Source organism: Thermocatellispora tengchongensis, from assembly GCF_014202315.1.
Lineage (GTDB): Bacteria > Actinomycetota > Actinomycetes > Streptosporangiales > Streptosporangiaceae > Thermocatellispora > Thermocatellispora tengchongensis.
In genome coordinates, this window is the sequence record NZ_JACHGN010000002.1 from 266,837 (window position 1) to 292,056 (window position 25,220).

At 72.3% G+C, this 25,220-nt stretch carries 22 protein-coding genes; 15 read left to right on the forward strand and 7 right to left on the reverse strand.

The features are described 5' to 3' along the window. Positions 1-11: 11 nt before the first annotated feature. The 7 genes from HNP84_RS04565 to HNP84_RS04595 all read right to left on the reverse strand — a co-directional run bounded on the left by HNP84_RS04565 (position 12) and on the right by HNP84_RS04595 (position 9,146). Positions 12-1,121 (reverse strand): hypothetical protein, encoded by a 1,110-nt coding sequence (locus HNP84_RS04565; RefSeq protein WP_185048074.1) that lies wholly within the window; start codon positions 1,119-1,121, stop codon positions 12-14. A 1,217-nt stretch (positions 1,122-2,338) separates the two neighbouring features. After that, positions 2,339-4,432, reverse strand: coding sequence for a serine/threonine-protein kinase (locus tag HNP84_RS50975; RefSeq protein ID WP_312923727.1), 2,094 nt, complete (start codon positions 4,430-4,432; stop codon positions 2,339-2,341). A gap of 79 nt (positions 4,433-4,511) precedes the next feature. Further along, positions 4,512-5,123 (reverse strand): response regulator, encoded by a 612-nt coding sequence (locus HNP84_RS04575; RefSeq protein WP_185048075.1) that lies wholly within the window; start codon positions 5,121-5,123, stop codon positions 4,512-4,514. Further along, positions 5,123-6,250 carry a sensor histidine kinase gene (locus tag HNP84_RS04580; protein WP_185048076.1) on the reverse strand — a complete coding sequence of 376 codons (1,128 nt, stop codon included), beginning with the start codon at positions 6,248-6,250 and terminating at the stop codon, positions 5,123-5,125. The genes HNP84_RS04575 and HNP84_RS04580 overlap by 1 nt, the downstream gene beginning before the upstream one ends. Positions 6,251-6,276: 26 nt before the next feature. Continuing rightward, positions 6,277-6,975 (reverse strand): ABC transporter permease, encoded by a 699-nt coding sequence (locus tag HNP84_RS04585; protein WP_185048077.1) that lies wholly within the window; start codon positions 6,973-6,975, stop codon positions 6,277-6,279. Continuing rightward, positions 6,972-7,700: an ABC transporter ATP-binding protein gene (locus HNP84_RS04590; RefSeq protein ID WP_185048078.1), complete on the reverse strand. Its 729-nt coding sequence runs from the start codon at positions 7,698-7,700 to the stop codon at positions 6,972-6,974. The genes HNP84_RS04585 and HNP84_RS04590 overlap by 4 nt, the downstream gene beginning before the upstream one ends. Before the next feature lie 84 nt (positions 7,701-7,784). Beyond that, a complete protein-coding gene (locus HNP84_RS04595; protein ID WP_312923731.1) occupies positions 7,785-9,146 on the reverse strand; it encodes an FAD-binding oxidoreductase in 1,362 nt (453 codons plus the stop codon). A gap of 132 nt (positions 9,147-9,278) precedes the next feature. Here HNP84_RS04595 and HNP84_RS04600 point away from each other — a divergent pair, with 132 nt between their 5' ends. The 15 genes from HNP84_RS04600 (at position 9,279) to HNP84_RS04670 (ending at position 25,217) form a co-directional block, all read left to right on the forward strand. After that, positions 9,279-9,518 carry a hypothetical protein gene (locus HNP84_RS04600; protein WP_185048080.1) on the forward strand — a complete coding sequence of 80 codons (240 nt, stop codon included), beginning with the start codon at positions 9,279-9,281 and terminating at the stop codon, positions 9,516-9,518. Between the two features lie 16 nt (positions 9,519-9,534). Continuing rightward, complete coding sequence (gene frdA, locus HNP84_RS04605) at positions 9,535-11,271, forward strand: fumarate reductase (quinol) flavoprotein subunit (protein ID WP_185048081.1); 1,737 nt, start codon at positions 9,535-9,537, stop codon at positions 11,269-11,271. After that, positions 11,268-11,993 carry a succinate dehydrogenase iron-sulfur subunit gene (gene sdhB / locus HNP84_RS04610; RefSeq protein ID WP_185048082.1) on the forward strand — a complete coding sequence of 242 codons (726 nt, stop codon included), beginning with the start codon at positions 11,268-11,270 and terminating at the stop codon, positions 11,991-11,993. The genes frdA and sdhB overlap by 4 nt, the downstream gene beginning before the upstream one ends. Continuing rightward, complete coding sequence (locus HNP84_RS04615; RefSeq protein WP_185048083.1) at positions 11,990-12,382, forward strand: succinate dehydrogenase/fumarate reductase transmembrane subunit; 393 nt, start codon at positions 11,990-11,992, stop codon at positions 12,380-12,382. The genes sdhB and HNP84_RS04615 overlap by 4 nt, the downstream gene beginning before the upstream one ends. A 6-nt stretch (positions 12,383-12,388) precedes the next feature. Beyond that, positions 12,389-12,736: a fumarate reductase subunit FrdD gene (gene frdD, locus HNP84_RS04620; RefSeq protein ID WP_185048084.1), complete on the forward strand. Its 348-nt coding sequence runs from the start codon at positions 12,389-12,391 to the stop codon at positions 12,734-12,736. Positions 12,737-12,963: 227 nt separating this feature from the next. Beyond that, positions 12,964-15,753, forward strand: coding sequence for an immune inhibitor A domain-containing protein (locus HNP84_RS04625; protein WP_185048085.1), 2,790 nt, complete (start codon positions 12,964-12,966; stop codon positions 15,751-15,753). A gap of 127 nt (positions 15,754-15,880) precedes the next feature. Further along, positions 15,881-16,819 (forward strand): diacylglycerol/lipid kinase family protein, encoded by a 939-nt coding sequence (locus HNP84_RS04630; protein ID WP_185048086.1) that lies wholly within the window; start codon positions 15,881-15,883, stop codon positions 16,817-16,819. 286 nt (positions 16,820-17,105) lie between these two features. After that, positions 17,106-18,869 carry a cholesterol oxidase substrate-binding domain-containing protein gene (locus HNP84_RS04635; RefSeq protein ID WP_185048087.1) on the forward strand — a complete coding sequence of 588 codons (1,764 nt, stop codon included), beginning with the start codon at positions 17,106-17,108 and terminating at the stop codon, positions 18,867-18,869. Between the two features lie 97 nt (positions 18,870-18,966). Beyond that, a complete protein-coding gene (locus tag HNP84_RS04640; protein WP_185048088.1) occupies positions 18,967-19,476 on the forward strand; it encodes a hypothetical protein in 510 nt (169 codons plus the stop codon). A 147-nt stretch (positions 19,477-19,623) separates the two neighbouring features. Further along, on the forward strand, positions 19,624-20,784 hold the full coding sequence (locus HNP84_RS04645; protein ID WP_185048089.1) for an acyl-CoA dehydrogenase family protein: 1,161 nt from the start codon (positions 19,624-19,626) through the stop codon (positions 20,782-20,784). Then, positions 20,781-21,215, forward strand: a complete 435-nt coding sequence (locus HNP84_RS04650; protein ID WP_312923735.1) for an HIT family protein — start codon at positions 20,781-20,783, stop codon at positions 21,213-21,215. The genes HNP84_RS04645 and HNP84_RS04650 overlap by 4 nt, the downstream gene beginning before the upstream one ends. A 9-nt stretch (positions 21,216-21,224) precedes the next feature. Further along, positions 21,225-22,421 (forward strand): sensor histidine kinase, encoded by a 1,197-nt coding sequence (locus HNP84_RS04655; protein WP_185048090.1) that lies wholly within the window; start codon positions 21,225-21,227, stop codon positions 22,419-22,421. A 102-nt stretch (positions 22,422-22,523) separates the two neighbouring features. After that, positions 22,524-23,288 (forward strand): LytR/AlgR family response regulator transcription factor, encoded by a 765-nt coding sequence (locus HNP84_RS04660; protein ID WP_312923991.1) that lies wholly within the window; start codon positions 22,524-22,526, stop codon positions 23,286-23,288. Further along, positions 23,285-23,689, forward strand: coding sequence for a hypothetical protein (locus HNP84_RS04665; protein ID WP_185048092.1), 405 nt, complete (start codon positions 23,285-23,287; stop codon positions 23,687-23,689). Before HNP84_RS04660 ends, HNP84_RS04665 begins: the two co-directional genes overlap by 4 nt. Before the next feature lie 19 nt (positions 23,690-23,708). Then, positions 23,709-25,217, forward strand: coding sequence for a sodium/solute symporter (locus HNP84_RS04670; RefSeq protein ID WP_185048093.1), 1,509 nt, complete (start codon positions 23,709-23,711; stop codon positions 25,215-25,217). Positions 25,218-25,220 lie beyond the last annotated feature (3 nt).

Here is a 25,220-nt window from a genome sequence, read left to right on the forward strand (position 1 = left end):
GCTGCAGTCCGTCAGCCGGCCGGGGTGCTGCTCCCGGCGTACATGCGCTCGATCCCGGCGATCAGCTCCTCCATGCGGGCGAACGCCGGCGGCTCGACCACGTCCACCAGCTCGGTCGCCACCGGAGCCCTGTGCTTGGCGGCCAGATCGGCGAACGCCTTGGGGTCGGCGGTCCGGAAGCCGTGCCGCGCGGCCAGCGCGGCGAACTCGGGGTCGCGGGTGAGCAGGTCGCCGACCTTGTCCGCCTCGGGGGTGAACGGCACCAGCGTGTGCTTGCTCAGCACGGTCGGGGCCGGGTAGATCAGCCGCATCCCGGACCGGATCGAGCCGTCGCCGGCGAACACGCGGGCGGCGTACTGGGCCTCGTAGATCATCACCATCGGGGTCTTGCCGACGCCGAGCGCGAGGTAGTCCTCGAACGGCGCCTCGCTGGTCGTCTCGGAGTAGCCCTGGTCGAGGAAGGTCGGCCCGACGGTCTCGACCACGGCCGGCACCTGCTCGGGGGAGCTGACGACGTTCTCGCCGTTGGCGACGTAGCTCATCAGCGCGAGGTACATCGCGGCCGAGTTGGACGTACGGATGTCGGTGGTCGTCAGCAGCACCCGCTTGCGCGCCGGGTAGGCCGTGTTGCCCGGAAGTTTGTCCCAGCGAGCCCCATTTTTCACTATTTCCAGGTATTTGCCGATATCAAATACCTGGCCCTGCGCCGAGTCCCGCACCACGCCCGCCTTGGCGAGCAGGTCCACGATCGGGTCGAACGTCGCGATGGCCATCGGCGAGTAGAACGGCGCGTACGTCCGCGCCGCCCCCCGGTCCTGCCTGATCTTCTCCGCCGCCGGCACACTGCTCGGGAACGCGAACCCGTACTTGCCCAGATCCACGGACGTGGCGATCTGCCGCGTCCCGGCGACGTCCACCTCCACCCGCAGCCCATGCCGCGCGAAGGCCGCCTTCACCTGCGGATCGTCGAAGAACGCCTGCTTCTCCGACCCGATCACGCCGCGCACCGTCACGAGCTCCCGCCCGCCGTTGCCGTCGTCGTCCCGGTTCCCCCACACCACCGCCACGGCGACCACGACGACAAGCACCAGTCCCAGCCCGACCCCGATCCACCTCTTCATCGAACCCCGCCTCGCGCTGTGAGTCCCCGTGCCCCGAATTATCGAAGACCAAGAAAAGCAGCGAGCACCCCGATATGCCGATGAATCAAGATTTAAGCGGCTATTCAGCAGCTCGTAACACAAAACGGGCCCCCCGAAGAAAACGCCCACCCGATACCCGCCATCCGCCCCCACCCGAAGCCCGCACTTCGGCCGTGTCCCCGTCCGGGAGGAGGTGGCGGGAGGGTGTCGATTTCCGCAGGCTCCGGCATCCACCCCCATCCCGCTTTGGAGGAAGATGCACCGTTGCCGACGCTCTGGCGCACATTCGGTGGACCGAGTGCGCACCTCGAATCTGCGCCGCAGCGCTGGGCGGTTTCCCACAGATGCCGGCGAACCCGCCTGGTCGTCCATGCGCACCCGGCTTCCGCGACGACACCATCGTGTGACCAGCGAACTCGCCTCAGGCGCACCTGAATCAACCGCGGCTACGCGCTGTCACCACCGAACACGAACCAGAGCCGTTGCCCGGACACACCCGTTCGTTCTTGGCACCTCACTCCCTGCCCACGCCCCGCTCCGGGGGAGTATGCGGGAGTGTCCGGGCAATGGTGGATTCTCCGCAAGGCGGGATGGGGGCGGGTGACGGAACCTGCGCGAACGCGACGCCCTCCCACAGCCCCCTCCCGAACACGGACACACCCGTGTATCCGCGCAACGCTGGATCTTGCGCCCGACGGGATGGAGTGGATGCCGGAACCTGCGGAAACGCGACGCCCTCCGGCCGCCTCCTCCCGAACGGTGACACACCCCGCTCCGGGCGTGTGGTGTGCATGGGGTGTAGGGCGGGCTTTGGGTGTGTGGCGTGCATGGGGTCGGTGCCCCGCTCCAGATGCGTGGCGTACATGGGGTGCGGGCGCGCCTGGGTGTGTGGCGTGCATGGGGTCCGCGCCCCGCTCCCGGGTGTATGCCCTCTTCGGGGGGCACGCGGCCTGGTGCCATGGCGTCCGGCCGGTCAGGGCCGCCTTCGGTCCTCCCGTAGGGAGGGTTCCCGGCCGGGTCCGGTGAAGCGTGCTCGCCAACCGGCCGCATCGTGCCGTGCCGGGGTCACGCCGGGCAGTCGGCGCTGTCACACGCCGGATCCCGGTTGGCCCCGTCCGGCCTCGCCGATGGGCCGGAGGCGGTGCCGTGCCGCTGGAGTGCGCGCGCCTGTACCCGTGACCGCGCCGGTCGTCCGGCTATGCGCAGTGGCTCCAGCCGCTCTTCCAGGATGCGCTGCCGTAGCTGCCGCCCCAGATCACGCACTTCTTGACCGCGGAGACGCGGACCGGGCCCGCGTACGCGGTGTAGCTGCCGGTGTCGCCGCCTGAGCCGCCGTTCTGGACCTGGAGGGTGGCGCTCATGCGGATTCTGCCCGGCACGACGTACCTGGACATCGTGACCACGCAGTTCTTCCCGGCGGCCGAGCTGTAGAGCAGGTAGATGGTCGCGCCGCCCAGCCCGTGGGAGTCGATGACCTTGTAGCCGGAGCCGCACACGCCCGTCGGCGAGTACGGGTTCGGCTTGGGGGCCGCGGTCGTCCTGGTCGGGCTCGGCGCGCTGGTCGTCGGCTTGCGGGTCGGGGTCGGGGTCGGCTCGGGCTGCGGGGCCTGGGTGGTGGGCTTGCGGGTGGGCTGCCTGGTGCGGGTCGGGCTGGGCTCGGCCGTCGTGCGGCTCGGCCGGGGCTCGCTGCTCCTCGTGGGCAGCTCGCTGGGCACCTGGACCTCGGCGCGCGGCTTGCGGGTCTTCGTCCGGGTGGCGGACGGCGTGGGGGTGGGCTGCCATGACGAGGGCGGCGGTTCGACGGGCGGCGGCGCGACCTCGGTCTGTTCCGCCGCCACGTACTCGGATGTCGGGGTGCTGGTCGGGCCCGGCAGCAGGTTGCCCGTCTTGGCGAGCACGACCGATCCCGCGCCGAGCACCAGCGTGCCCGCGACCGCCCCGGCCACGATGAGCGCGGTGCGCTTGCTGACCCCGCCGATGAACCCGCCCGGCCCACCGGCGCCCTGACGGCCCGGGGGGTGGGCATGCGGGGGACGCCGGGCCGCCTGCTGCGGCTCCGGCCGCCCGTGCGGTCCCCGGTTCTGCGGCCCATGGGGCCCGCTGTGGGGCTGCGGCTGGGGCTCCCGGTTCTGCGGCCCGTGCTGGTGGTTCTGGGGCCCGTGCGGGGGTTGGGGGCGCTGTAGGGGGCTGCCCTGCTCATGCGGTCCCTGGTGCGGCGCGCCATGGAAGGGGGAGCCTTGCTGATGCGGGGCCTGGGGGGTCGGCCCCTGGGGCGGCGTGCCCGGCTGCGGGGGCGGCCCTTGGGGGGTGGGGTGCGCGCCGTGCGGGGGGCCCGCTGCTGCGGCGGGCTGGGAGGGTGGGGTGGCACCGTGGGGGGCCGCGCTGCTGGGGTGGGCGGCCGGGGGGTGCGGGTGGGCGATGTGCTGGTGGGCGGTCTCTGGGGGTGTGCCCTGGGGGGCGGGGGTGCGGAGGGGGCCGGTGGGGGCGCCGGTCAGGTGGGCGATGAGTTCTTCGGCGGTGGGGCGGAGGGCGGGGTCCTTGGACAGGCAGGCCGCCACCAGGTCGCGCATCGGGCCGTCCAGGGCGCCGAGGTCCGGCTCCTGGTGCAGGATGCGGTTCATCACGACCGGGATGGAGTCCTGACCGAAGGCGGGGGTGCCGCTGGCCGCGAAGACCATGGTGACGCCCCAGGCGAAGACGTCGGCGGCGGGGGAGACGTCGCCGGTGGTCAGTTGCTCGGGGGCGAGGTAGGACGGCGTGCCCATGGTCATGCCGGTCGCGGTCGCGCCGGGGGTGTCCAGGGCGCGGGCGATGCCGAAGTCGATCACGACCGGGCCCTCGGGGCCCATCAGGACGTTGGCGGGCTTGAAGTCGCGGTGCAGGATGCCCGCGCGGTGGATGGCGGCCAGGGCCGTGGCCGTGGCGATGGCCAGGCGGTCCAGGGCGCCGCCGCGGCGGGGGCCCTCGCGGTCCACGAGCTGGCGCAGGGAGGGGCCGGGCACGTACTCGCTGACGATGTACGGCTGGTTGCCCGCGAGGTCGGCGTGCAGCACCGGGGCCGTGCAGAAGCGGGCCACGCGCTGGGCCACGGCGACCTCGCGCAGGAACCGGGCGCGCGCGCCGGGGTCGGCGGTCAGGCCCGCGTGCAGCAGCTTGACCGCCACCCGGTCGCCCGTCGGGCCGCGCCCCAGGTAGACGATCCCCTGGCCGCCCTCCCCGAGGCGGCCCAGCATCTCGTACGCCCCGAGCTGACGCGGGTCGTCCGGTGTGAGCGGCTGGACCTGCGTCACCAGTGCCCCCTGACAAACACCTGCAAAATCACGTCACTACGGCATTACGCTACCAGTGTGACGGATGGTGCAATCGTCATCAGATGAGGCGGCGTTCCATCGCCGCCACCACGGCGGCCGCGCGGTTGTCCACCCCCAGCTTGCCGAAGACGTGCTTGAGGTGGGTCTTCACCGTGGTCTCGCTGATCAGCAGGGCGCGGGCCACCTCCTTGTTCGACGCGCCCTTGGCGATGAGCCGCAGCACCTCCAGCTCCCGTGGCGTCGGCGCCGTGGCGGGGGCGGGGCCGGGGGCCAGCCGGTCCACCAGCAGGGAGTGGATGGAGGAGGACAGCACCCGGCCGCCGGCCGCGGCGGTGCGCACCGCCTGGTGGAGCTCCTCGCGCGGGGCGTCCTTGAGCAGGTAGCCCGCGACCCCGGCCGACAGGGCGCGCGAGACGTCGGCGTCGGTGTCGTACGTCGTGAGCACGATGACCCGGATGTCCGGATGGTCGGCGCGCAGCCGCTCGATGGCGCCCACGCCGTCGAGTCCCGGCATGCGCAGGTCCATCAGCACAACGTCGGGCCGTTCGGAGCGGGCGAGGGCCAGGGCCTGGTGACCGTCGGCGGCCTCGGCCACCACGGTGATGTCGGGCAGGCCGGTGAACATGCCGCGCAGGCCGTCGCGGACCACCGGATGGTCATCGACGATCATCAGGCGGAGGGGATGCTCAGGCACAGCGCCGTCCCCTCCCCGATCGCCGACTCCACCGTGACCGTGCCGCCGGCCCGCGCCGCGCGCTCGCGCATCGCGACCAGGCCGTACCCGCCGTGCGGGGCGGACGGGTCGAAGCCCGCCCCGTCGTCGAGCACGTCCAGCGTGATCCCGCCCTCCATGTACGACAGGGTAAGCGCCGCGCGGCTCGCGCCCGCGTGCTTGGCGATGTTGGCCAGCCCTTCCTGGGCCGTACGCAGCACGGCCATCTCGACCTCCGCGCCCAGCGGCCGGGGGCGGCCGTCCACGGAGAACGTGACCGGTATCCCGGTCATGGCCTCCCAGCGCTCGGCGACGGCGGCGAGCGCGCCGTCCAGGCCCGCCTCGTGCAGGGGCTCGGGACGCAGCGCGTCCACCGACCGGCGCGCCTCGTTCAGGCTCTCCCGCGCGAGCCGCTTGGCCAGGGCGATCCTGTGCCGCACGGCGTCCGGATCGCCGATGCTCTGCTCGGCCGCTTCGAGCTGGGTGATGATCCCGCTCAGGCCCTGGGCGAGGGTGTCGTGGATCTCGCGGGCCAGGCGGGCCCGCTCCTCCAGCGCGCCGATCGCCTTGCCCTGCTCGCTCTGCCTGACGAGGAAGTCGGCGAACAGGCCGAGGAGCAGCACCAGCGAGACGCTGCCGAAGGCCGAGCCCAGTGCGGACGGGTCGCGCGTGGCCTGGGTGACCAGCCCCGCCGCGCCCATCGCCGTGACCACCAGCAGCAGCGCGCCCAGGTAGTTCCAGCCCCGCGGCAGCAGGAGGTACGGCAGGGCGAACATCCCGAACATGGACATCTCATAGATCGGCTCGCGCCGGATCAGCACGAACAGCAGCGCGATGAGCACCAGCAGGTGCAGGGCCATCGGGTTGAGCCGTTCCAGCAGGTCCGGGCGGCGTACGACGAAGAACGCGTACCACGCGGCCATCAGGGCGGCCAGGCCGAGCGTGACGGCCCGCTCGCCGGGCGCGCCCTCGCCGCGGACCATCATGATCGCGGCGGGGACGGCCAGGCAGGCGAAGAACAGCAGGTGGAAGGCGCGCACCCAGCGCGCCTCCACCCCGCTCGCCGGCGGCTCGGTGCCGGGCATGCCAGACGCCTTTCTAAAAGCAGGGATCACTCCCAGCGGAACAGCGCCGCCGCGGCGGCGGTGCACACCACGGTAACGCCCGCCAGGACGAGGAACGGCATGGCCGCGGGGGTGCCGAACCAGCCGTCGCGGAGCCCGGTCACGGCGTGGGTGAGGGGCAGGTACTCGCCCATCCGGCGCAGCTCCTCCGGCAGGCCCTCGCGCGGGATGGCCGCGCCGCCGAGGAAGATCATCGGGAACATGATCAGCAGGCCGAACAGCTCCGCGGTCCTGGCGCGCGGGGCGAGGGCCGCGACGACGAAGCCGATCGCGCACACCATCGCGGAGCACAGCGCGTACGCCAGCAGGAGCGGGAGCGGATGCGCGGGCGGCTCGACGTCGTAGCCGAACACGCCGACGCCCACCACGATGGCCGAGCCGGCGACGCCCATGACGACCTGCGCGGCGAACTGCGCGGCGAGCAGGGCGACCGGCGCGACCGGGGTGACGGCGAGCCGGCGCAGCACCTTGCGCTCGCGGTAGGTCGCCACGATGCCGGGCAGGACGGAGATCCCCCCGATGGCCAGGATCATCGCCATGTAGCTCGGCAGGAAGATCTCGACCCGGTCGTTGCCGCTGTTGAGCACCAGCAGCATGAGCGGGAACGCGATCATGAAGAACAGCGCGCCGGGATCGCGGGACAGCAGCCTCAGCTCGGTGGCCGTCAGGTGCGCGAACGCCTTCATCGGGCCTCCTCCCGCATCGCGCTCTCGACGAGGGCCAGGTACGCCTGCTCCAGGGAGCCGGTGCCGGTGCGCTCGGCCAGCTCGCGCGGCGTGCCCACCGCCGCGATCCGCCCGCGCGCGAAGACCGCCACCCGGTCGCACAGCGCCTCGGCCTCCTCCATGTAGTGGGTGACCAGCACCGCCGTGGTGCCCGCGGCCTTGAGCCCGCCGATCAGCGCCCAGGTCTCCCGGCGGGCGACCGGGTCGAGCCCGGTGGTCAGCTCGTCCAGTACCACCAGCTCGGGCCGTCCGACCAGGGCGAGGGCGAGCTGGAGGCGCTGCTTCTGCCCGCCGGACAGGTCGCCGAACGACTTGCCCCGGATCGGGCCGAGCCCCCAGCGCTGCAGCACCGCGCGCCAGTCGTCCGGCTCGCGGTAGAAGGCCGCGTACAGCCGCAGGGCCTCGGCGACCTTCAGCCGCGCGGGCAGCTCGCTCTCCTGGAGCTGCGCGCCCACGCGCTGCGCCAGGGCCCGGCGCTGCCGCGCCGGCTCCATGCCCAGCACCCGCACCGTGCCCGAGTCGGGCCGGCGCAGCCCGATCAGGCACTCCACCGTCGTGGTCTTGCCCGCGCCGTTGTGCCCGACGACGCCGAACGTCTCACCCTGTTCCACCGTGAACGACACCCCGTCCACCGCAGGCGTCCCGTGGTACGCCTTGCGCAGCTCCGTCACCTCGATGACCGTCATGGCAGGAGCTTCGCGCGGACGGAGGCGGGGCGGCATCGCCCGGCGGGGCGCCCGCCATCCTCCTTTCGGAGGATGGCGGCCCGGCTAGATCGCCTTGCCGGGGTTGAGGATGCCGAGCGGGTCGAAGACCCGCTTGATCCCCTGGTGGACGTCCTGCACGACCGGGCCGGCCTCCAGCTTCAGCCAGCGCTGCTTGATCAGGCCGACGCCGTGCTCGCCGGTGAGGGTGCCGCCCAGCCGCAGCGCGGCGCGGAAGATGTCGTCGGCGGCGGCCCACACCTCCGGGGGCGGCTCGGGCAGGCCGCGCTCGAAGATGAAGACCGGGTGCAGGTTGCCGTCGCCCGCGTGGGCCACGGTGCAGACGCGCACGCCATGCCGGACGCCGGCCTCCTCCACCGCGGAGATCATCTCGGGCAGCGCGGAGCGGGGCACGCACACGTCCTCCACCAGGCACGCGCCGAGGCGCTCCTTGGCCTGGTACGCCATCCGCCGCACGCCGATCAGCTCCTCGGCCTCCTGCGGGTCGGAGGACACGGCCACGAAGGAGGCACGGTTCTCCTCGCACAGCTTGCGCATCCGCTCGGCGGCGTCCTGCCCGTCGGGGGCGTCGGACTGGGCGATCAGCATGGCCGCCACCGAGGACTCCAGGCCGATGTGCTTCCAGTCGTCGATCGCGACCAGGGTGGCCCGGTCCAGCAGTTCCAGCAGCGAGGGCTGGCAGCCGGCCGCGATGATCGCGGAGACGGCGGACGCCGCGTCGCGCGGCGAGCCGAACTCGGCCGCGACGGTCGCGGGCGGGACGGCGGGGGCGCGGCGCAGCCGGACCGTGGCCTCGGTGATCACCCCGAGCGTGCCCTCGGAGCCCACGAACAGCCCGGTCAGGTCGTAGCCGGTGACGCCCTTGACGGTGCGGCGGCCGGTGTCGAGCACCCGGCCGTCGGCGAGCACGACCTCCAGGCCGAGCGCGGAGTCGCGGGTCACGCCGTACTTGACGCAGCGCAGCCCGCCCGCGTTGGTGGCCAGGTTGCCGCCGATGGTGGAGATCTCGAAGGAGGAGGGGTCGGGGGCGTACATCAGGCCGTGCTCCCTGGCGGCGCGGTCCAGGTCGGCGTTGATCACGCCCGGCTGCACCACCGCGATCTCGTCGTCCGGGGACAGCTCCACGATCCGGTCCATCTTGGCCACCGACAGCACCACGCAGCCGTCCGTGGCGGTCGCGCCGCCGGCCAGGCCGGTGCCCGCGCCGCGCGGCACGACCGGGACCCGGTTCGCCGAGGCCCAGCGCAGCGTCTCGGCCACCTCCTCGCGGCTGTGCGCGAGGACCACGCCGAGCGGGCGTCCGGGCTCCAGGAAGGTGCGGTCGCGTGAGTAGGAGTCGGTGACGTCGGGATCGGTCAGGACGCGGCCCTCGGGCAGCGCGGCGGCGAGCTGGTCGATGAGTGTCACACCTGGAGAGTACGGGGCGAGTCCGGATGGGCCGGACATCCCATCCTCGAATGCACCTTCACGAACGGCCCGTCCGGTGCTTGTGTGGAGTCTAGGCCGCCCTGTGATCCAGATCACACCGAAGGAGGGGCGATGACGGGAACGCGCACTCCGTTCAGCGGCGAAGTGGCCCCCTGCGGCAAGAGGGGGGACGGCGAGCACTTCCTGGACGACGACGGCCACGGGCTGCTCATCCGCGACCAGCACTTCGCCTGCGGGTGCCGCCGGATGCGGCACGAGTACCACGACGGAAGCATCCACGTCAGCGCGCTGCGCTGCGACGGGCGTCGGGTCAAGGAGACGGACCAGGTGGACCCCGACCACGGGTGCTGAGCGCGAGGGAGGCCACATGATCTTCGATGTGCTGATCGTGGGCGGGGGCGGGGCGGGGCTGCGGGCGGCGATAGCCGTCGTGGAGGCCGACCCCGGGCTGAAGGTGGCGATCGTGTCGAAGGTCTACCCGATGCGCAGCCACACGGTCTCGGCCGAGGGCGGCGCGGCGGGGGTCATCGGCGAGGGCGACACGCTCGACGAGCACGCGTACGACACCATCTCCGGCGGCGACTGGCTGTGCGACCAGGACGCGGTGGAGGCGTTCGTGGCCGAGGCGCCGCGGGAGCTGATCCGGCTGGAGCACTGGGGGTGCCCGTGGAGCCGGGAGCCCGACGGCCGGGTGGCGGTGCGGCCGTTCGGCGGCATGAAGCGGATGCGCACGTGGTTCGCCGCGGACAAGACCGGGTTCCACCTGCTGCACACCCTGTTCCAGACCAGCTTGAGACATCAGGAGATCCAGCGCTATGACGAGTGGTACGCCACCAGGCTGATCGTGGACGACGGCCGGGTCCACGGCGTCGTCGCGATGGACATCCGCACCGGGGCGATCGAGGCCCTCGCCGCCAGGACCGTCATCCTGGCCACCGGCGGCTGCGGCCGGGCCTTCCCGTTCACCACCAACGCCGCGATCAAGACCGGCGACGGGATGTCGCTGGCCTACCGCGCCGGGGTGCCGCTGAAGGACATGGAGTTCGTCCAGTACCACCCCACCGGCCTGCCGTTCACCGGCATCCTGATCACCGAGGCGGCGCGCGCCGAGGGCGGCTGGCTGATCAACAAGGACGGCTACCGCTACCTCCAGGACTACGACCTCGGCGTCCCCACGCCCACCCCGAAGCTGCGCAGCATGGAGCTGGGCCCGCGCGACCGGCTGTCGCAGGCGTACGTGCGCGAGGTCGAGCGCGGACGCACCGCCGAGACGCCGTACGGCCAGGTGGTCTACCTCGACCTGCGCCACCTCGGCGAGGCCAGGATCGAGGCCCGCATCCCGTTCGTGCGCGAGCTGTGCCGCAGCTACCAGAACCTCGACCCGGTCACCGACCTCATCCCGGTGCGGCCGGTCGTGCACTACATGATGGGCGGCGTCCACACCGACATCGACGGCGCGACCCCGATCCGCGGCCTGTACGCCGCCGGCGAGACCGCCTGCGTCAGCATCAACGGCGCCAACCGGCTCGGCTCCAACTCGCTGCCGGAGTGCCTGGTGTTCGGCGCCCGCGCGGGCGCGGCGGCGGCGCGCGAGGCCCGGGAGGCGCCCGCCGCGGGCGAGCGGGCCGTGCGGGCGCAGGGGGCCGACGAGCGGCGCCGCCTGGAGCACGAGCGCGACCGGCGCGACGGCGGCGCGGAGCGCATCGCGGACATCCGCGAGCAGATGCAGGAGACGCTGGAGGAGGCCGCCGGGATCTACCGCACCCGCGACGCGCTGGACAAGGCCGCGAACCGGATCGCCGAGCTGCGCGAGCGCGCCGCCGCGGCCCGGCTGGACGACCACAGCACCGCCTTCAACACCGAGATGGTCGCCGCGCTCGAACTGTCCTCGATGCTCGACGTGGCCGAGACCATCGTCGCCTGCGCGCTGAACCGCGAGGAGTCGCGCGGCGCGCACCAGCGCAGCGACTTCCCGGCGCGTGACGACGGGCGCTTCCTGGCCCACTCGCTCGCCTACCGCGGCGCGGACGGCGGGCCGCGCGTGGAGCTGCTGCCCGTCACGATCACCCGCTGGCCACCCGGCGAAAGGGTCTACGGACGATGATCACACTGCAGGTCAGCCGCTACCGGCCGGGACAGGACGCCGAGCCGGTCTTCCAGGACTACGAGGTGCCGCTGCGCTCCGACTGGGCGGTGCTCGACGGGCTGGCCCACATCAAGGACCACCTGGACGGCACGCTGTCCTTCCGCTGGTCGTGCCGGATGGGCATCTGCGGCTCGTGCGGGATGACCGTCAACGGCGAGCCCCGGCTCACCTGCGGCACCTTCCTGACCGACTACGGCGAGGGGCCGATCCGGGTGGAGCCGCTGCGGGGGTTCCCGGTGATCCGGGACCTGGTGGTGGACATCGACGACGTGCTGGCCAAGCTGGCGCACGTCAAGCCGTGGCTGATCCGGGAGGGGGAGGAGCTGCCGCTGACGGCGGAGTACACCCAGACGCCGGCGCAGCTTGAGGCGTACAAGCAGTACAGCATGTGCATCAACTGCATGCTGTGCTACTCGGCCTGCCCGGTCTACGCGCTGGAGCCCGACTTCCTCGGCCCGGCGGCCATCGCGCTGGCCCAGCGCTACAACCTCGACTCCCGCGACCAGGGCGACCGGTTCGACCTGCTGGCCACCGACGAGGGCGTGTGGGGCTGCACCTTCGTCGGCGAGTGCACCAGCGCCTGCCCCAAGCACGTGGACCCGGCCGAGGCGATCCAGCGCTACAAGCTCACCGCCGCCCTCACCTCGGTGCGCAACCTGCTGCCCTGGGGGAGGTCATGACCGCGCTTCCCTCCTACCGGCCCCGCGTGCACCCGCTGTGGTGGGCGCGGCGGCGGGCGTACCTGGTGTTCGTGCTGCGCGAGCTGACCAGCGTGTTCGTGGCCTGGTCCGCGGCCTACCTGGTGCTGCTGGCCCGCGCGGCGCTCGCCGGCGACGCGGAGTACGCCGAGTTCCGGGCGTTCGCGGGATCGCCGTGGGTGGTGGCGCTGAACGTGGTCGCGCTCGCCGCCACCGCCTTCCACTCGGTCACCTTCCTGAACCTGGCGCCCCGGGCCATGGTGGTCCGGCTGGACGGGTGGCGGGTGCCGGGCTTCCTGATCGCCGGCGGCAACCACTCGGCCTGGCTGGCGGTCTCGGCGCTGGTCGCCTACCTCGTGCTGAGGAGCTGAGGGAACGTGCGGGCGAGACGGACCCCCGAGCCGTACCTGTGGCTGCTGTTCAGCGGCGGGGGAGTGGTGGCCGCGCTGCTGCTGCCGGTGCTGGTGCTGATCTTCGGCGTACTGGCGCCGCTCGGCGTGATCGAGCCGCCGCCGGCGGCGCGCGTGCGCGCCCTGCTGGACCCCCTGCTCGTACGCCTGGCGCTGGCCGCCGTGGTCGGGCTGTGCCTGTTCCACGCCGCGCACCGGATCAGGTTCACGGTGGAGGAGATGACCCGGGGCGGCCGGCTGGACGTGGTGCTGGCCCCGCTGTGCTATGGCGCGGCGCTGACCGGCACCGTGATCGCCGTACTCGTCCTCTTCTGACGGGGCGGTGTCAGCCTTTTCTGCAGTTTGACGAACCACTTGGCTGCGCTTTGATCACGTTTTTACAACATCAGACCGCGCCTTTACTACCGCTTTATCTTCTCCTCTAACGTCCCGTCTGGATTCAGCGGGCCAGATGTCACATCTGCCCTCTGTGTCCAGTTACGGCACGCTCATCCCGCGTGCCAGGACGTGGCCCGGCCAACCCGGGCGAGGGAGGAAAGCTGTTGTCCAGTAGAGGCAGAGGCGCCGCGCGGCGCCTCCTCGCGATCGTGCCCGCGGTCGGCCTCGCCGCCGCGGGCTTAACGGTGGTGGGTGCGGGGCCGGGTGCGGCCGACACCTCCGTGGCGCGCTACCAGCCGTCGGCGGCCGACTACTACATCAACTACACCGCGCCGCGCGTGGAGAAGGAGGCCGAGGAGCCGGCCCCGCCGGGCTCGAAGTCCGCCCGCTCCCGCGCCGCCAAGGCACAGGAGATCGACCGCAAGTTCTCCAGCGGGAACCCCGTCACCGGCCGCATCCTGGCCGCCCGCGAGGCGGAGGCGATCAGGACCGGGCGCAACCCGGCCGAGTTCATCTTCAAGAAGTCCAAGCAGGTGCAGACCGCCAAGCTGCTCACCCTGCTGGTGGAGTTCAACGAGGCCGCCAACGACGACTTCTCCGGTTTCAGCCGGCCGCGCACGATCGGCAGCGACGAGAACGACTGCGTCACCGAGCCGCCCGGCACGCTGATGAACGGGCCGCTGCACAACCAGATCCCCGACCCCGCGACGTTGCCGCACAAGGACAACAACAGCATGTGGGTCCCCGACTTCAGCCCGGCCCACTACAACAAGATGCTCTACACCAAGGAGGGGATCACCGAGCGGGTCCGCAAGGACCTCAAGGGCCCGGACGGCAGGCCGGGCATCGACATCTCCGGCTACACCATGAAGAACATGTACGAGGAGATGTCCAAGGGCAAGTACACCGTCACCGGCGAGGCGGTCGGCTGGATCAAGGTCCCGCACTCCGAGGCGTGGTACGGCGCGGCGGCCTGCGGCGGCGTCGCCCAGGACATGTCCGGCCACCCGGACAACCCGCTCGGCGCGGCGCAGCTCGCCATCGACTCGGTGAACACGCTCGCCGCGATGCGCCCCGACTTCCCCTGGGCGGACTACGACCTGGAGGACATCTCCGACGCCGACCGCGACGGCAACCACCAGGAGCCCGACGGCGTCATCGACCACCTGGTGCTGGTGCACGCCGGCAAGGACAAGTCGAGCGACGGCGGCGCGCAGGGCACGTACGCGATCTGGGCCCACTCCAGCGCGGTCGCCGGCGGCTACACCGTGCCGGGCACCGACCTGAAGATCTCCAACTACATCGTGCAGCCCGAGGACTCCGGCGTCGGCGTCTTCGCCCACGAGTACGGCCACGACCTCGGCCTGCCCGACCTGTACGACACCTCCGGCGGCGCCGAGTCGGCCGTGGACTTCTGGGACCTGATGTCCAGCGGCTCCCACTCCGGCCCGGTCTTCCAGTCCATGCCCACCCACATGGGCCTGTGGGACAAGTGGGTGCTCGGCTGGGCGAACCCGAAGGTGTTCAACCCCGGCGACCGCACCCGGGCCGTGACCATCGGGCAGAGCTCCCGCACGCCGAAGCTGACCGAGGACGGCGTCCGGGTGAACCTGGAGAGCCAGCCGCTGCAGATGATCGAGCCGCACAGCGGCGCGAACATGTGGTGGACCCACCAGGACCAGGAGTGGGCCGACGTCAAGCTGACGCGCGACCTGACCGTGCCCGCCGGCACGGACCTGAAGCTCTGGATGTGGAACAACTACGAGATCGAGCAGGACTGGGACTTCGGCTTCGTCGAGGTGTCCACCGACGGCGGCGCCACCTGGGCCGAGCAGAAGGTGTACGCCGAGGACGGCACCATGGTGACCACCCCGGACGACTACCCCGACCCCAACAAGAACCTCAAGACCTTCGGCAACAAGAAGTACGGCCTCACCGGCGACACCGGCGGCTGGCGGCACGACTACGTGGACATGACGCCGTTCGCCGGCAAGACCGTCAAGCTGCGCCTGCACTACAACACCGACGCCGCGTTCACCCCGCGCGGCTGGCATGCCGACGACTTCTCCCTCACCAACGGGAGCGAGACCGTCTGGAGTGACGACGTCGAGGGCGGCGCCAACGGCTGGACCGCCACCGGAGGGACCTTCACCAACACCCACGGCACCGGGTTCCACATCAACGACGGCAAGCGCCAGATCGAGCGCTTCTACCTGGCCGAGTGGCGCAACTTCGACGGCTTCGACAAGGGCCTGCAGTACGCCTACGACACCTCGTACTCGCGCGACGGCGCGTGGAAGGTGGAGAAGCTCAAGTACAACGCGCCCGGCATGCTGGTGTGGTACCGCGACTCGACCTACACCAACAACACCCTCCAGCCGAACCTGGAGGCGGGCCCGAGCGTCGGCACCAAGGGCAGCCTGCTGATCGTCGACTCGCACTACGAGCCGCTGCGCCGCACCGGCGTCGCGGCGGAGAAGGACCCGACGCTGCGCAAGAACCTCCAGGGCCGGGTGCAGACCTCCAACGCGGCCTTCTCCTTCGGCAAGACCTACCCCTTCACCGAGTGCATCGAGGCGGCCGACGAGCCGTTCAGCGAGTACTGCACGAAGTTCCCGGCGCTGAAGGGCGTGTCCGCCTTCACCGACGCCAAGACCTGGTACCCGGGCTTCGAGCTGCTGAACGGCGCGCTCGGCTACCGCGACTTCGACGCCTCGGTGGTCGTGCCGTCCAAGGGCGACCAGATCTACAGCACCCGGGTCGTGCACGCCGACGGCACCCCCGCCACCGAGCTGTACGGCGAGGAGATCGGCGGCGGCCACTACCTCGGCACCGGCAACCCCGGCGACGAGGGCAAGGCCCTGGGCGTGCAGCTCAAGCTGCTCACCCCGCTCCCGGGCAACCTGGGCGCGGTGGTCCAGGTGACCGCGCCCAAGAAGTCCGCGGCTCCCTGACGCTCTCCAAAGGTTCACCACGTCGCCGCCTCCGGCCCACCGGGGGCGGCGACGCCGCTTTCCGGCAGCCCATACGATGTGGGCGGGCGCCCTGTCCGCGGCGCCGGGCGATGGGCAGAGGGAGACCGTGAACGAGCCGCGTACGAAGGCCGAGCACACCGAGGCCATTCAGACCGCCCGCCGGGTGGCCGTGGTGGTCAACCGGCACTCCCGGCGCGGGCGGCGCCGCTTCCCCGAGGTGCTGACCCTGCTGCGGGAGCAGGGGTTCCAGCCCATCTCCGTGCACGGCGTCACCAACACCAAGAAGCTGCGCCAGCACCTCGACGCCGCGCTGGCCGCCAAGCCCGACCTGCTGATCGTGGGCGGCGGCGACGGCACGCTGAGCGCGGCCGTCAAGCACGTCGCGGGCAGCGACGCGGCGCTGGGCGTGCTGCCGCTCGGCACCACCAACAACTTCGCCCGCAGCCTCGGGCTCCCGCTGGACCTCGCCGGCGCGATCGGGGTGTTCACCAACGGCAAGGTGGCCGATATCGACCTGGGCATGGCCGAGGACCGCGCGTTCGCCAACCTGGCCAGCTTCGGGGTGTCGGTGGAGGTCGCCGGCACGGTCAAGCCGTGGCTCAAGCGCATTCTGGGCCGGGCCGCCTACCCGCTGACGGCGCTGGCGATCCTGCCCCGGCACCAGCCGTTCCGCGCGTACATCACCGTGGACGGCCGCCGCCACGAGCTGCTGACCCATCAGCTCAACGTCGCCAACGGGCGCTTCCACGGCGGGTGGCAGGTCGCCCGCGACATGAGCATCGACAACGGCATGCTGGTCGCCTACCAGCTCGGCTCGGGCAAGCGGCTGCGCCTGATCGTGGAGACCATGATCCGCGCCACCACCGGGCGCTGGCGCAGCCTGGCCGGCGGCCCGTTCGTGACCGGCCGCGAGATGCACCTGGAGACCGACCCGCCGATGGCCGCCGACGTGGACGGCGAGGTGCGGCTGCGCACGCCGCTGACGATCCGCACGGTCCCCAACGGGGTGCGGGTGATGGTGCCCAAGGACTTCGTGGACCGCTGATCCCTTCTCCGCGCAGGCGGGAGGGCGTGGCGCGCCCGCTAACCAAGCAAGTGCTTGACCGGTGCGATCGTCCGGGCGTATAAAGGGCCATCGGTGAGTCGTGCCCTCGGCACGGCTCCGCCTCCGTCGGCGGGTCCAGGCGCGAACCCGCCCCCGCGGCCGGCCCCGCCGCCTGCCGCCGCCCCCAGTCGCCGTTTCCCACGTCACCCGCCGGCGCCCCCGGCGCCGGATCGCCGCGCCGTGCCCGCAACGCGGCTCGCGGCTGCCCGCAGATCGGAGGTCGGCCATGTCGCCGGACGGTGTCGGACACCCTGCCACAGACCGCACAGCGAGGAACGCCCTGTCGCGCCGGGCCCTGCTGGGCGGGGCCGCCGGGGCCCTGGGGGCGGCGCTGTGGGAGCCCGCCTTCCGGCTCACCCCCGCCCACGGGGCGACGCTGGCAGCGCCGCCGGGCTTCCCCACCGGCGTCTCCCTCTACCAGCAGGCGTACGAGAACTGGTCCGGCGAGATCGAGATCGAGGGCGTGTGGACGGCCGCGCCCACCTCGCCCGCCCAGGTGGTCACGCTGGCGAACTGGGCCCGCGCCCACGGGTGGAAGCTGCGCGCCAAGGGCAGCATGCACAACTGGTCGCCGCTGGCCCTGCCCCCGGGGGCGCCCGGGAACGTGCTCCTGGTGGACACCCGGCAGCACCTCACCGCCGTGACCGTCCATCCCGGCCCGCCGGCCAGTGTCACCGCCCAGCCGGGCGTGACCATGGAGTCGCTGCTCACCACCCTGGAGGCCGCCGGCTACGGCCTGACCGCCACCCCCGCGCCCGGCGACCTCACCCTCGGCGGGGTGCTGGCGATCGGCGGCCACGGCACCGGCGTGCCCAAGACCGGCGAGACGCTGACCCCCGGGCACACCTTCGGCTCGGTGAGCAACCTGGTCACCCGGATCGAGGCCGTGGTGTGGGACGCCGCGGCCGGGGCGTACGCGGTCAAGGGCTTCGACCGGTCGGACCCGCGGGCCGGCGCGCTGCTGGTGAACCTGGGCCGGACGTTCGTCACCGGGGTGACGCTGCGCGTGGGCGCGAACAAGCGGCTGCGCTGCCAGAGCTTCTACCACATCGGCGCGGACGCGATGTTCGCCCCGCCCGCCTCGGCCGGCTCCGACTCCTTCGCGAGCTACGTGAACCGCTCCGGCCGGGTGGAGGCGATCTGGTTCCCGTTCACCACCGTGCCCTGGCTGAAGGTGTGGAGCGTGGCCCCCACCAAGCCGCTGCTCTCCAGGCAGGTCAACAGCCCCTACAACTACCCCTTCTCCGACACCCTGTCCGAGGAGGCCTCCGACCTGCTCTCGCAGATCGTGTCCGGCAACGCCGGGCTCACCCCGGCCTTCGAGAACACCCAGATGGCCGTGGTCGGCTCCGGGCTGATCCTGACCGGCTCCTGGGACATCTGGGGCTGGTCGAAGAACCTCCTGCTGTACGTGCGCCCGACCACGTTGCGCGTGACCGCCAACGGCTACGCGATCCTCACCCGCCGCGCCGACATCCAGCGCGTGGTCAGCGAGTTCTACGCCTTCTACAAGGCCAGGCTCGACGCGTACGCCGCGCAGGGCCGCTACCCGATGAACGGCCCGCTGGAGATCCGGGTCACCGGCCTGGACCACCCGGCCGACGCCCAGGTGGGCGGCGCCGTCGCGGCCGGGCTCTCCGCGGTGCGCCCGCGTCCCGACCATCCCGAGTGGGACGTGGCGGTGTGGCTGGACATCCTCACCGTGCCCGGCACGGCGTACTCGCAGCAGTTCTACCGCGAGACCGAGCAGTGGATCCTCGGCAACTACACCGGCTCGTACGCCGCCGTCCGCCCCGAGTGGTCCAAGGGCTGGGGCTACTCCGGCAGCGCGGCCTGGGCCGACGGCCCGATGCGGGACACCGTGATCCCGGCGGCGTACCGGGCCGGGCAGTCCGCGGCCGACAACTGGGACGCCGTCGTCGCGACGCTCAACAGCCTCGATCCGCACCGCGTCTTCACCAACTCGTTCTTGGACGCTCTGCTCGACTGATCGCATGGTTCGCCCGGATCATCCGGAACGCCCGGTTTCACGGCCTTTCGCGGGGGTAGTCGTGCGCGCACCAGGCCGTCGCGAGGGAGGGCGCGAGATGACCGAGAGCGATCCGTACGCGGTCCCGTACCAGCACACCGCAGGTGACGCGGGCGCGCACCGGCTCAGCGTGGGCGAGCCGGTGCCCGAGGACGAGACCGGCTCGCTCAACGTGCCGCAGACGAGGGCCGAGACGACGAGGGAGACCGCGGAGACGACCACAGGCACCGGCAGTCCCGCCGAACCGCCTTCCGGCGGCACCGGCACCCCCGGCGCGACCGGCACCGGCACCCCCGCCGCGTCCGGCACCGGGACCGGCATGCCCACCGAGCCCGCCCAGGGCGCCGGTGGGTCCGCGGAACCGTCGAGGACGGGCGCTTCCGGCGCCGCCACCGCCGTGGCGGAACGCGGCCAGGGGCGGCAGGTCAGGCAGGCCGCGGGCAAGGTCGCGGAGCGAGCCGCGGGCAAGGTCGCCGAGCAGGGCCGCCGCAGGCCCGCCCTGCTGTGGACCGCGGCCGGCGCGATCGGCCTGATGATCCTGCGCCGGCTGATGCGCCGGAGGAGCTAGGGACCGCGCCGGCCGGGGACTTGCGCCGGTCAGGGACCCTGCCGGCTATGGACCGCGCCGGCTATGGACCGCGCCGGCTAGGGATGGGGCCCGCCCGGTGTTACGGTGTGCTCTAGAACGACGTTCTAGAGCACACCGGGCGGTCCGATGGATTTCGAGCTCAACGACGACCAGCGCATGTTCCGGCAGACCCTGCGGGAGTTCGTGGACAAGGACATCGTCCCCGTGGCCCCGGAGTGGGAGCGCACCGGGCGGTATCCCACCGAGATCGTCGAGCGGTTCAAGGAGCTCGGCCTGTTCGGGATCACGGTCCCGGAGGAGTACGGCGGGCTGGACCTGGACCGGGTCTCCTTCGCCCTGGTCTTCGAGGAGATCGCGCGGGGCTGGATGGGCGTGGCCGGCATCCTCGGCTCGCACTCCCTGGCCTGCTGGATGATCGCCAAGTACGGCACCGACGAGCAGCGCTCCCGGCACCTGCCCGACCTGGCGTCCGGCGCGCGGCGTACCGGGATCGCGCTCACCGAGCCCGCGGCGGGCACCGACCTGCAGGGCATCCAGACCCGCGCCGTGCGCGACGGCGACCACTACGTCGTCACCGGCACCAAGACCTGGATCACCAACGCCCGCCACGCCGACCCGCTGCCGGTGCTGGTCAAGACCGCCCAGACGACCCCCGCGCACAAGGGCATGTCGGTGCTGCTGATCGACCCGGCCAGCGAGGGGTTCTCGGTCAGCCGCGACCTGCCCAAGCTCGGCTACAAGGGCACCGAGACCTGCGAGGTCGTGCTGGACGAGGTGCGGGTGCCGGTGCGCGACCTGCTCGGCGGGGCCGAGGGGCGCGGCATGCAGCAGGTGCTGTCGGCGCTCGAACTCGGCCGGATCAACATCGCCGCGCGGGCCGTGGGCGTGTCGCAGTGCGCCTACGACGCCGCGCTCGCGTACGCGCGTGAGCGGCAGGCGTTCGGCCGGCCCATCGCCGACTTCCAGGCGATCCAGCTCAAGCTGGCCGACATGGCCACCGACATCCAGGCGGCGCGGCTGCTGACGTACTGGGCGGCGAGCCGGTCGGAGAAGGGGGCGGTGAACACCGAGGCGGCGATGGCCAAGTACTTCGCCTCCGAGGTGGCGCTGCGCACCACCATGGAGTCGATGCGGGTGCACGGCGGTTACGGCTACTCACAGGAGTTCGTCGTGGAGCGGCTGTACCGCGACGCGCCGCTGATGGCCATCGGCGAGGGCACCAACGACGTGCAGCGCATGGTGATCGCGCGCTCGCTGGTCTCGGGAGCCGCCACACTGGACTGGTGAGCGAACCGGGGCGTGATGCCGACTGCCTGTTCTGCGCCATCGTCGCGGGCGACAAGCCCGCGCACGTGGTGTTCTCCGACGAGACCGCCGTGGGCTTCCTGGACACCAGGCCGGTGTTCAAGGGGCACGTGCTGATGGTGCCGCGCGAGCACGTGGAGACGCTGGTGGACCTGCCGCCCGAGCGGGTCGGGCCGCTGTTCGAGCGGGTGCGCGAGATGGCCCGCGCGGTGGAGGAGGGCCTGCCCGCCGCGGGCACGTTCGTCGCGATGAACAACCGGATCAGCCAGAGCGTCGCGCACCTGCACGTGCACGTCGTGCCGCGCAACCGCAAGGACGGCCTGCGCGGCTTCTTCTGGCCCCGGCAGAAATACGCCGACGAGGCCGAGGCCGAATCCTACGCCGGCAAGCTGCGGGCCGCGCTGGAGCGGTAGCCTGCGGCTGTGGAACCCGTCGTGGCCGTGTTCGTGGTCCTGGCGCTGGTGGGCGTGCCCGCCCTGGTCCTGTGGCGGGTGCTCAGCGGGCGGCGCGAGCTGGGCAGCAGCCCGGCCGAGCGGGCCACCTTCGAGACCCTGCACACCGCCTCGCTGGCCGCGCCGCCGCTGCGCGCCGGGCTCACCGAGTCCGGCACCCTGAAGGCGTCGCGCCACCTGCGCGCGCTGCTCGGCTCGCCCGCGCTGGCCATCACCGACCGCGAGCGGCTGCTGGTCTACGACGGCGCGGGCGAGCACCACGCCGCCGACGCCTTCGCGCACGCGGGCGAGACCCTCGACGACGGCCGCACCCACGTGCTCGGCCCCGACGTCATCTCCTGCGACCGGCCCGAGTGCCCGATCAGGTACGCCGTGGTCGTGCCGCTCACCCCCGACGACCGGGTGGTCGGCACGCTCGCGGCGTACGGGGGGCACGCCTCGGCCGGGCTGGTCCGGGCCACGCAGGAGGTCGCCCGCTGGGTCGACTCCCAGCTCGAACTCGCCGAGCTGGACCGCTCGCGCACCCTGCTGATGGAGGCCGAGGTGCGCGCCCTGCGCGCGCAGATCTCGCCGCACTTCATCTACAACTCGCTGACCACGATCGGCTCCTTCGTGCGCACCGACCCCGAACGGGCCAGGGAGCTGCTGCTGGAGTTCGCCGACTTCACCCGCTACTCCTTCCGCCGCCACGGCGAGTTCACCACCCTGGCCGAGGAGCTGCGCTCGATCGACCGCTACCTCACCCTCGAACGCGCCAGGTTCGGCGACCAGCTCCAGGTCACGCTGCGCATCGCGCCCGAGGTGCTGCCGATGGCGGTGCCGTTCCTGTGCCTGCAGCCGCTGGTGGAGAACGCGGTGCGGCACGGCCTGGAGAGCAAGCCCGGCACCGGCCGGATCTCGATCGTGGCCGAGGACGCCGGCGCCGAGTGCGCCATCAGCGTCGAGGACGACGGCATCGGCATGAACCCCGAGCGGCTGCGCCGTATCCTGGCCGGCGACGACGAGGAGCGCTCGGGCGCGGGCGGCGTCGGCCTGGCCAACGTGGACGAGCGGCTGCGCCAGGTGTACGGCGACGAGTACGGCCTCGTCGTGGAGACCGCGCCGGGCGCGGGCACCAAGGTGAGCGTCAGGTTGCCCAAGTACCGTCCCGGAGTTTCCGTACGTTGATCCCAGAAACGGGTAGGTAGTGGGAAAGCCGTGACCTGGACGCCGTTGACTTCTGTGACCCGGTTCAGCACGCTCTATGGAATTCGTGCGGAAGGAGGGATGGTGGCCGGCCTGCGTGTCCTGGCGGTGGACGACGAGCTGCCCGCGCTTGAGGACCTCGCCTACCTGCTTCGGGCCGATCCCCGGATCGGCGAGGTGGCGATGGCCCGCGACGGCGCCGCGGCCCTGCGCCTGCTCGACCGGGCGATAGCCGACGGCAGGCCGATCGACGCGGTCTTCCTGGACATCCGCATGCGCGGGCTCGACGGCGTGGTGCTGGGGCGGCTGCTGTCGCAGTTCGCCAACCCGCCCCGGGTCGTGTTCGTCACCGCGTACGAGGAGCACGCGGTGGACGCCTTCGAGATCAAGGCCGAGGACTACCTGCTCAAGCCGGTACGCCCCGAGCGGCTGGCCGAGGCGATCCGGCGGGTGTGCGTGGCCTCCGAGGCCGCCGAGCCCGATCCCGGCGCCCGCGAGCCCGACACCATCCCGGTCGAGCTGGGCGGGGTCACCCGGTTCGTGGCCAGCACCGAGGTCCGCTACGTCGAGGCCCACGGCGACTACGCCCGCCTGCACACCGCCACCGGCAGCCACCTCGTGCGCATCTCGCTGGCCACCCTGGAGGAGCGCTGGGCCTCGGCCGGGTTCGTCCGGGTGCACCGCAGCCACCTCGTCGCGGTCAAGCACATCGACGAGCTGCACATCGACTCCGGGCGCTGCGTCGTGCGCATCGGCGACACCGAGATCCCGGTCAGCCGCCGGCACACCCGCGAGCTCCGCGACCTTCTTGTCAGACGCGCGCGCAAGGGGCAGGGTACGGGAGCATGACCGAGAAGGTCCGAAAGAGCGCCCCGCCGCCCGACCGGCCGCCGCGCCGCGAGGTGGTCACCAGCCCGCGCACGATCGCGGCCCGCCGCCCGCGCTACCCGGTCACCCGCGAGATCGACGAGCAGACCCGGCTCGGCGAGGTGTACATGCGCTCGCTGATCAAGACCCAGTTCCGGCTGGCCCTGTTCGTGTGCACGGTCCTCGGCTGCGTGGTGTGCGGGCTGCCGCTGCTGTTCCTGCTGGTGCCGGGGTTGCACGAGGTGAGCGTGCTGGGCATACCGCTGGCGTGGGCGGTGCTGGCCGGGCTCATCTACCCGGCGTTCGTGGTCGGCGCGTGGCTGTACGTGCGCCAGGCGGAGCGCAACGAGCGCCACTTCGCCGAGCTGGTCGAGCGGCAGTGACCCAGGCGGCGAGGGCGCGATGAGCCCGGCGTACGGCGTCACCGCGGTCGTGATCGTGGTGCTCGCGGCCGTGCTGATCGGCGTGTTCGGGCTGCGCATCTCGCGCACGACCTCCGACTTCTACGTGGCCTCGCGCACGGTCTCGCCGCTGTGGAACGCCTCGGCGATCGGCGGCGAGTACCTGTCGGCGGCGTCGTTCCTGGGCATCGCCGGGCTCATCCTGGCCTACGGCGCCGACATGCTCTGGCTGCCGGTGGGCTGGACCGGCGGCTACCTGGTGCTGCTGGTGCTGGTCTCGGCGCCGCTGCGCCGGTCGGGGGCGTACACGCTGCCCGACTTCGCCGAGGCGCGGCTGTCGTCGATGACCGTGCGCCGCACCGCCAGCGTCCTGGTCGTGCTGATCGGCTGGCTGTACCTGATGCCGCAGTTCCAGAGCGCCGGGCTCGTGCTGCGCACGATCACCGGCGCGCCGGTGTGGGTGGGCGGCGTGCTGGTGGCCGTGGTGGTCGCGGTGAACGTGCTGTCGGGCGGCATGCGCTCGATCACGTTCGTGCAGGCGTTCCAGTACTGGCTCAAGCTCACCGCGCTCGCCGTGCCGGTGGTGTTCCTGCTGATGGCCTGGCGGGCCGACGGCGCGCCCGGGATCTCGGCCGAGGACGCGGCCACCTGGGCGGTCCCGCTGGGCAGCGGCAGGGAGTACCCGCTCTACTCGACCTACTCGCTGATCCTGGCCACGTTCCTGGGCACCATGGGGCTGCCGCACGTGCTGGTGCGGTTCTACACCAATCCGGAGGGGCGGGCGGCACGGCGTACGACGCTGGTGGTGCTGTCGCTGCTCGGGGCGTTCTACCTGCTGCCGGCGATCTACGGGGCGCTGGGCCGGATCTACACCAAGGACCTGATCCCCGCCGGCCGCACCGACGCGGTGGTGCTCACGCTGCCGGGCGAGCTGATCGGCGGCACGCCGGGCGACCTGCTGTTCGCGCTGGTCACGGCGGGCGCGTTCGCCGCGTTCCTGTCCACCTCCTCCGGGCTGACCGTGTCGGTGGCCGGGGTGGTCGCCCAGGACATCCTGCGCGGCAACGTGCGCTCCTTCCAGGTGGCGACGGTGCTGGCGGTGATCGTGCCGCTGGTGCTGGCCTCCTCGGCGCGGTCGCTGCCGGTGGCCGACGTGGTGGGGCTCGCCTTCGCGGTCGCCGCGTCGTCGTTCTGCCCGCTGCTCGTGCTCGGCATCTGGTGGTGGCGGCTGACCTCGGCCGGGGCGATGGCCGGGCTGCTCGTCGGCGGCGGGCTGGCCTGCTCCGCCGGGCTCGCCACGATCGTCGGCGGCCCCTACCAGGGGGTGCTGGGCGCGCTGCTGGCCCAGCCCGCGGCCTGGACGGTGCCGATCGCGTTCGCCGTGATGATCCTGGTCTCGCTGGCCACGCAGGACCGCGTGCCCGGTGACGTGGCACGCGTCATGGTGCGCCTGCACACTCCCGAGACGCTGAACGTCGATCGCGGCGACTGGCGGCCCCGGCGCACCTGACGC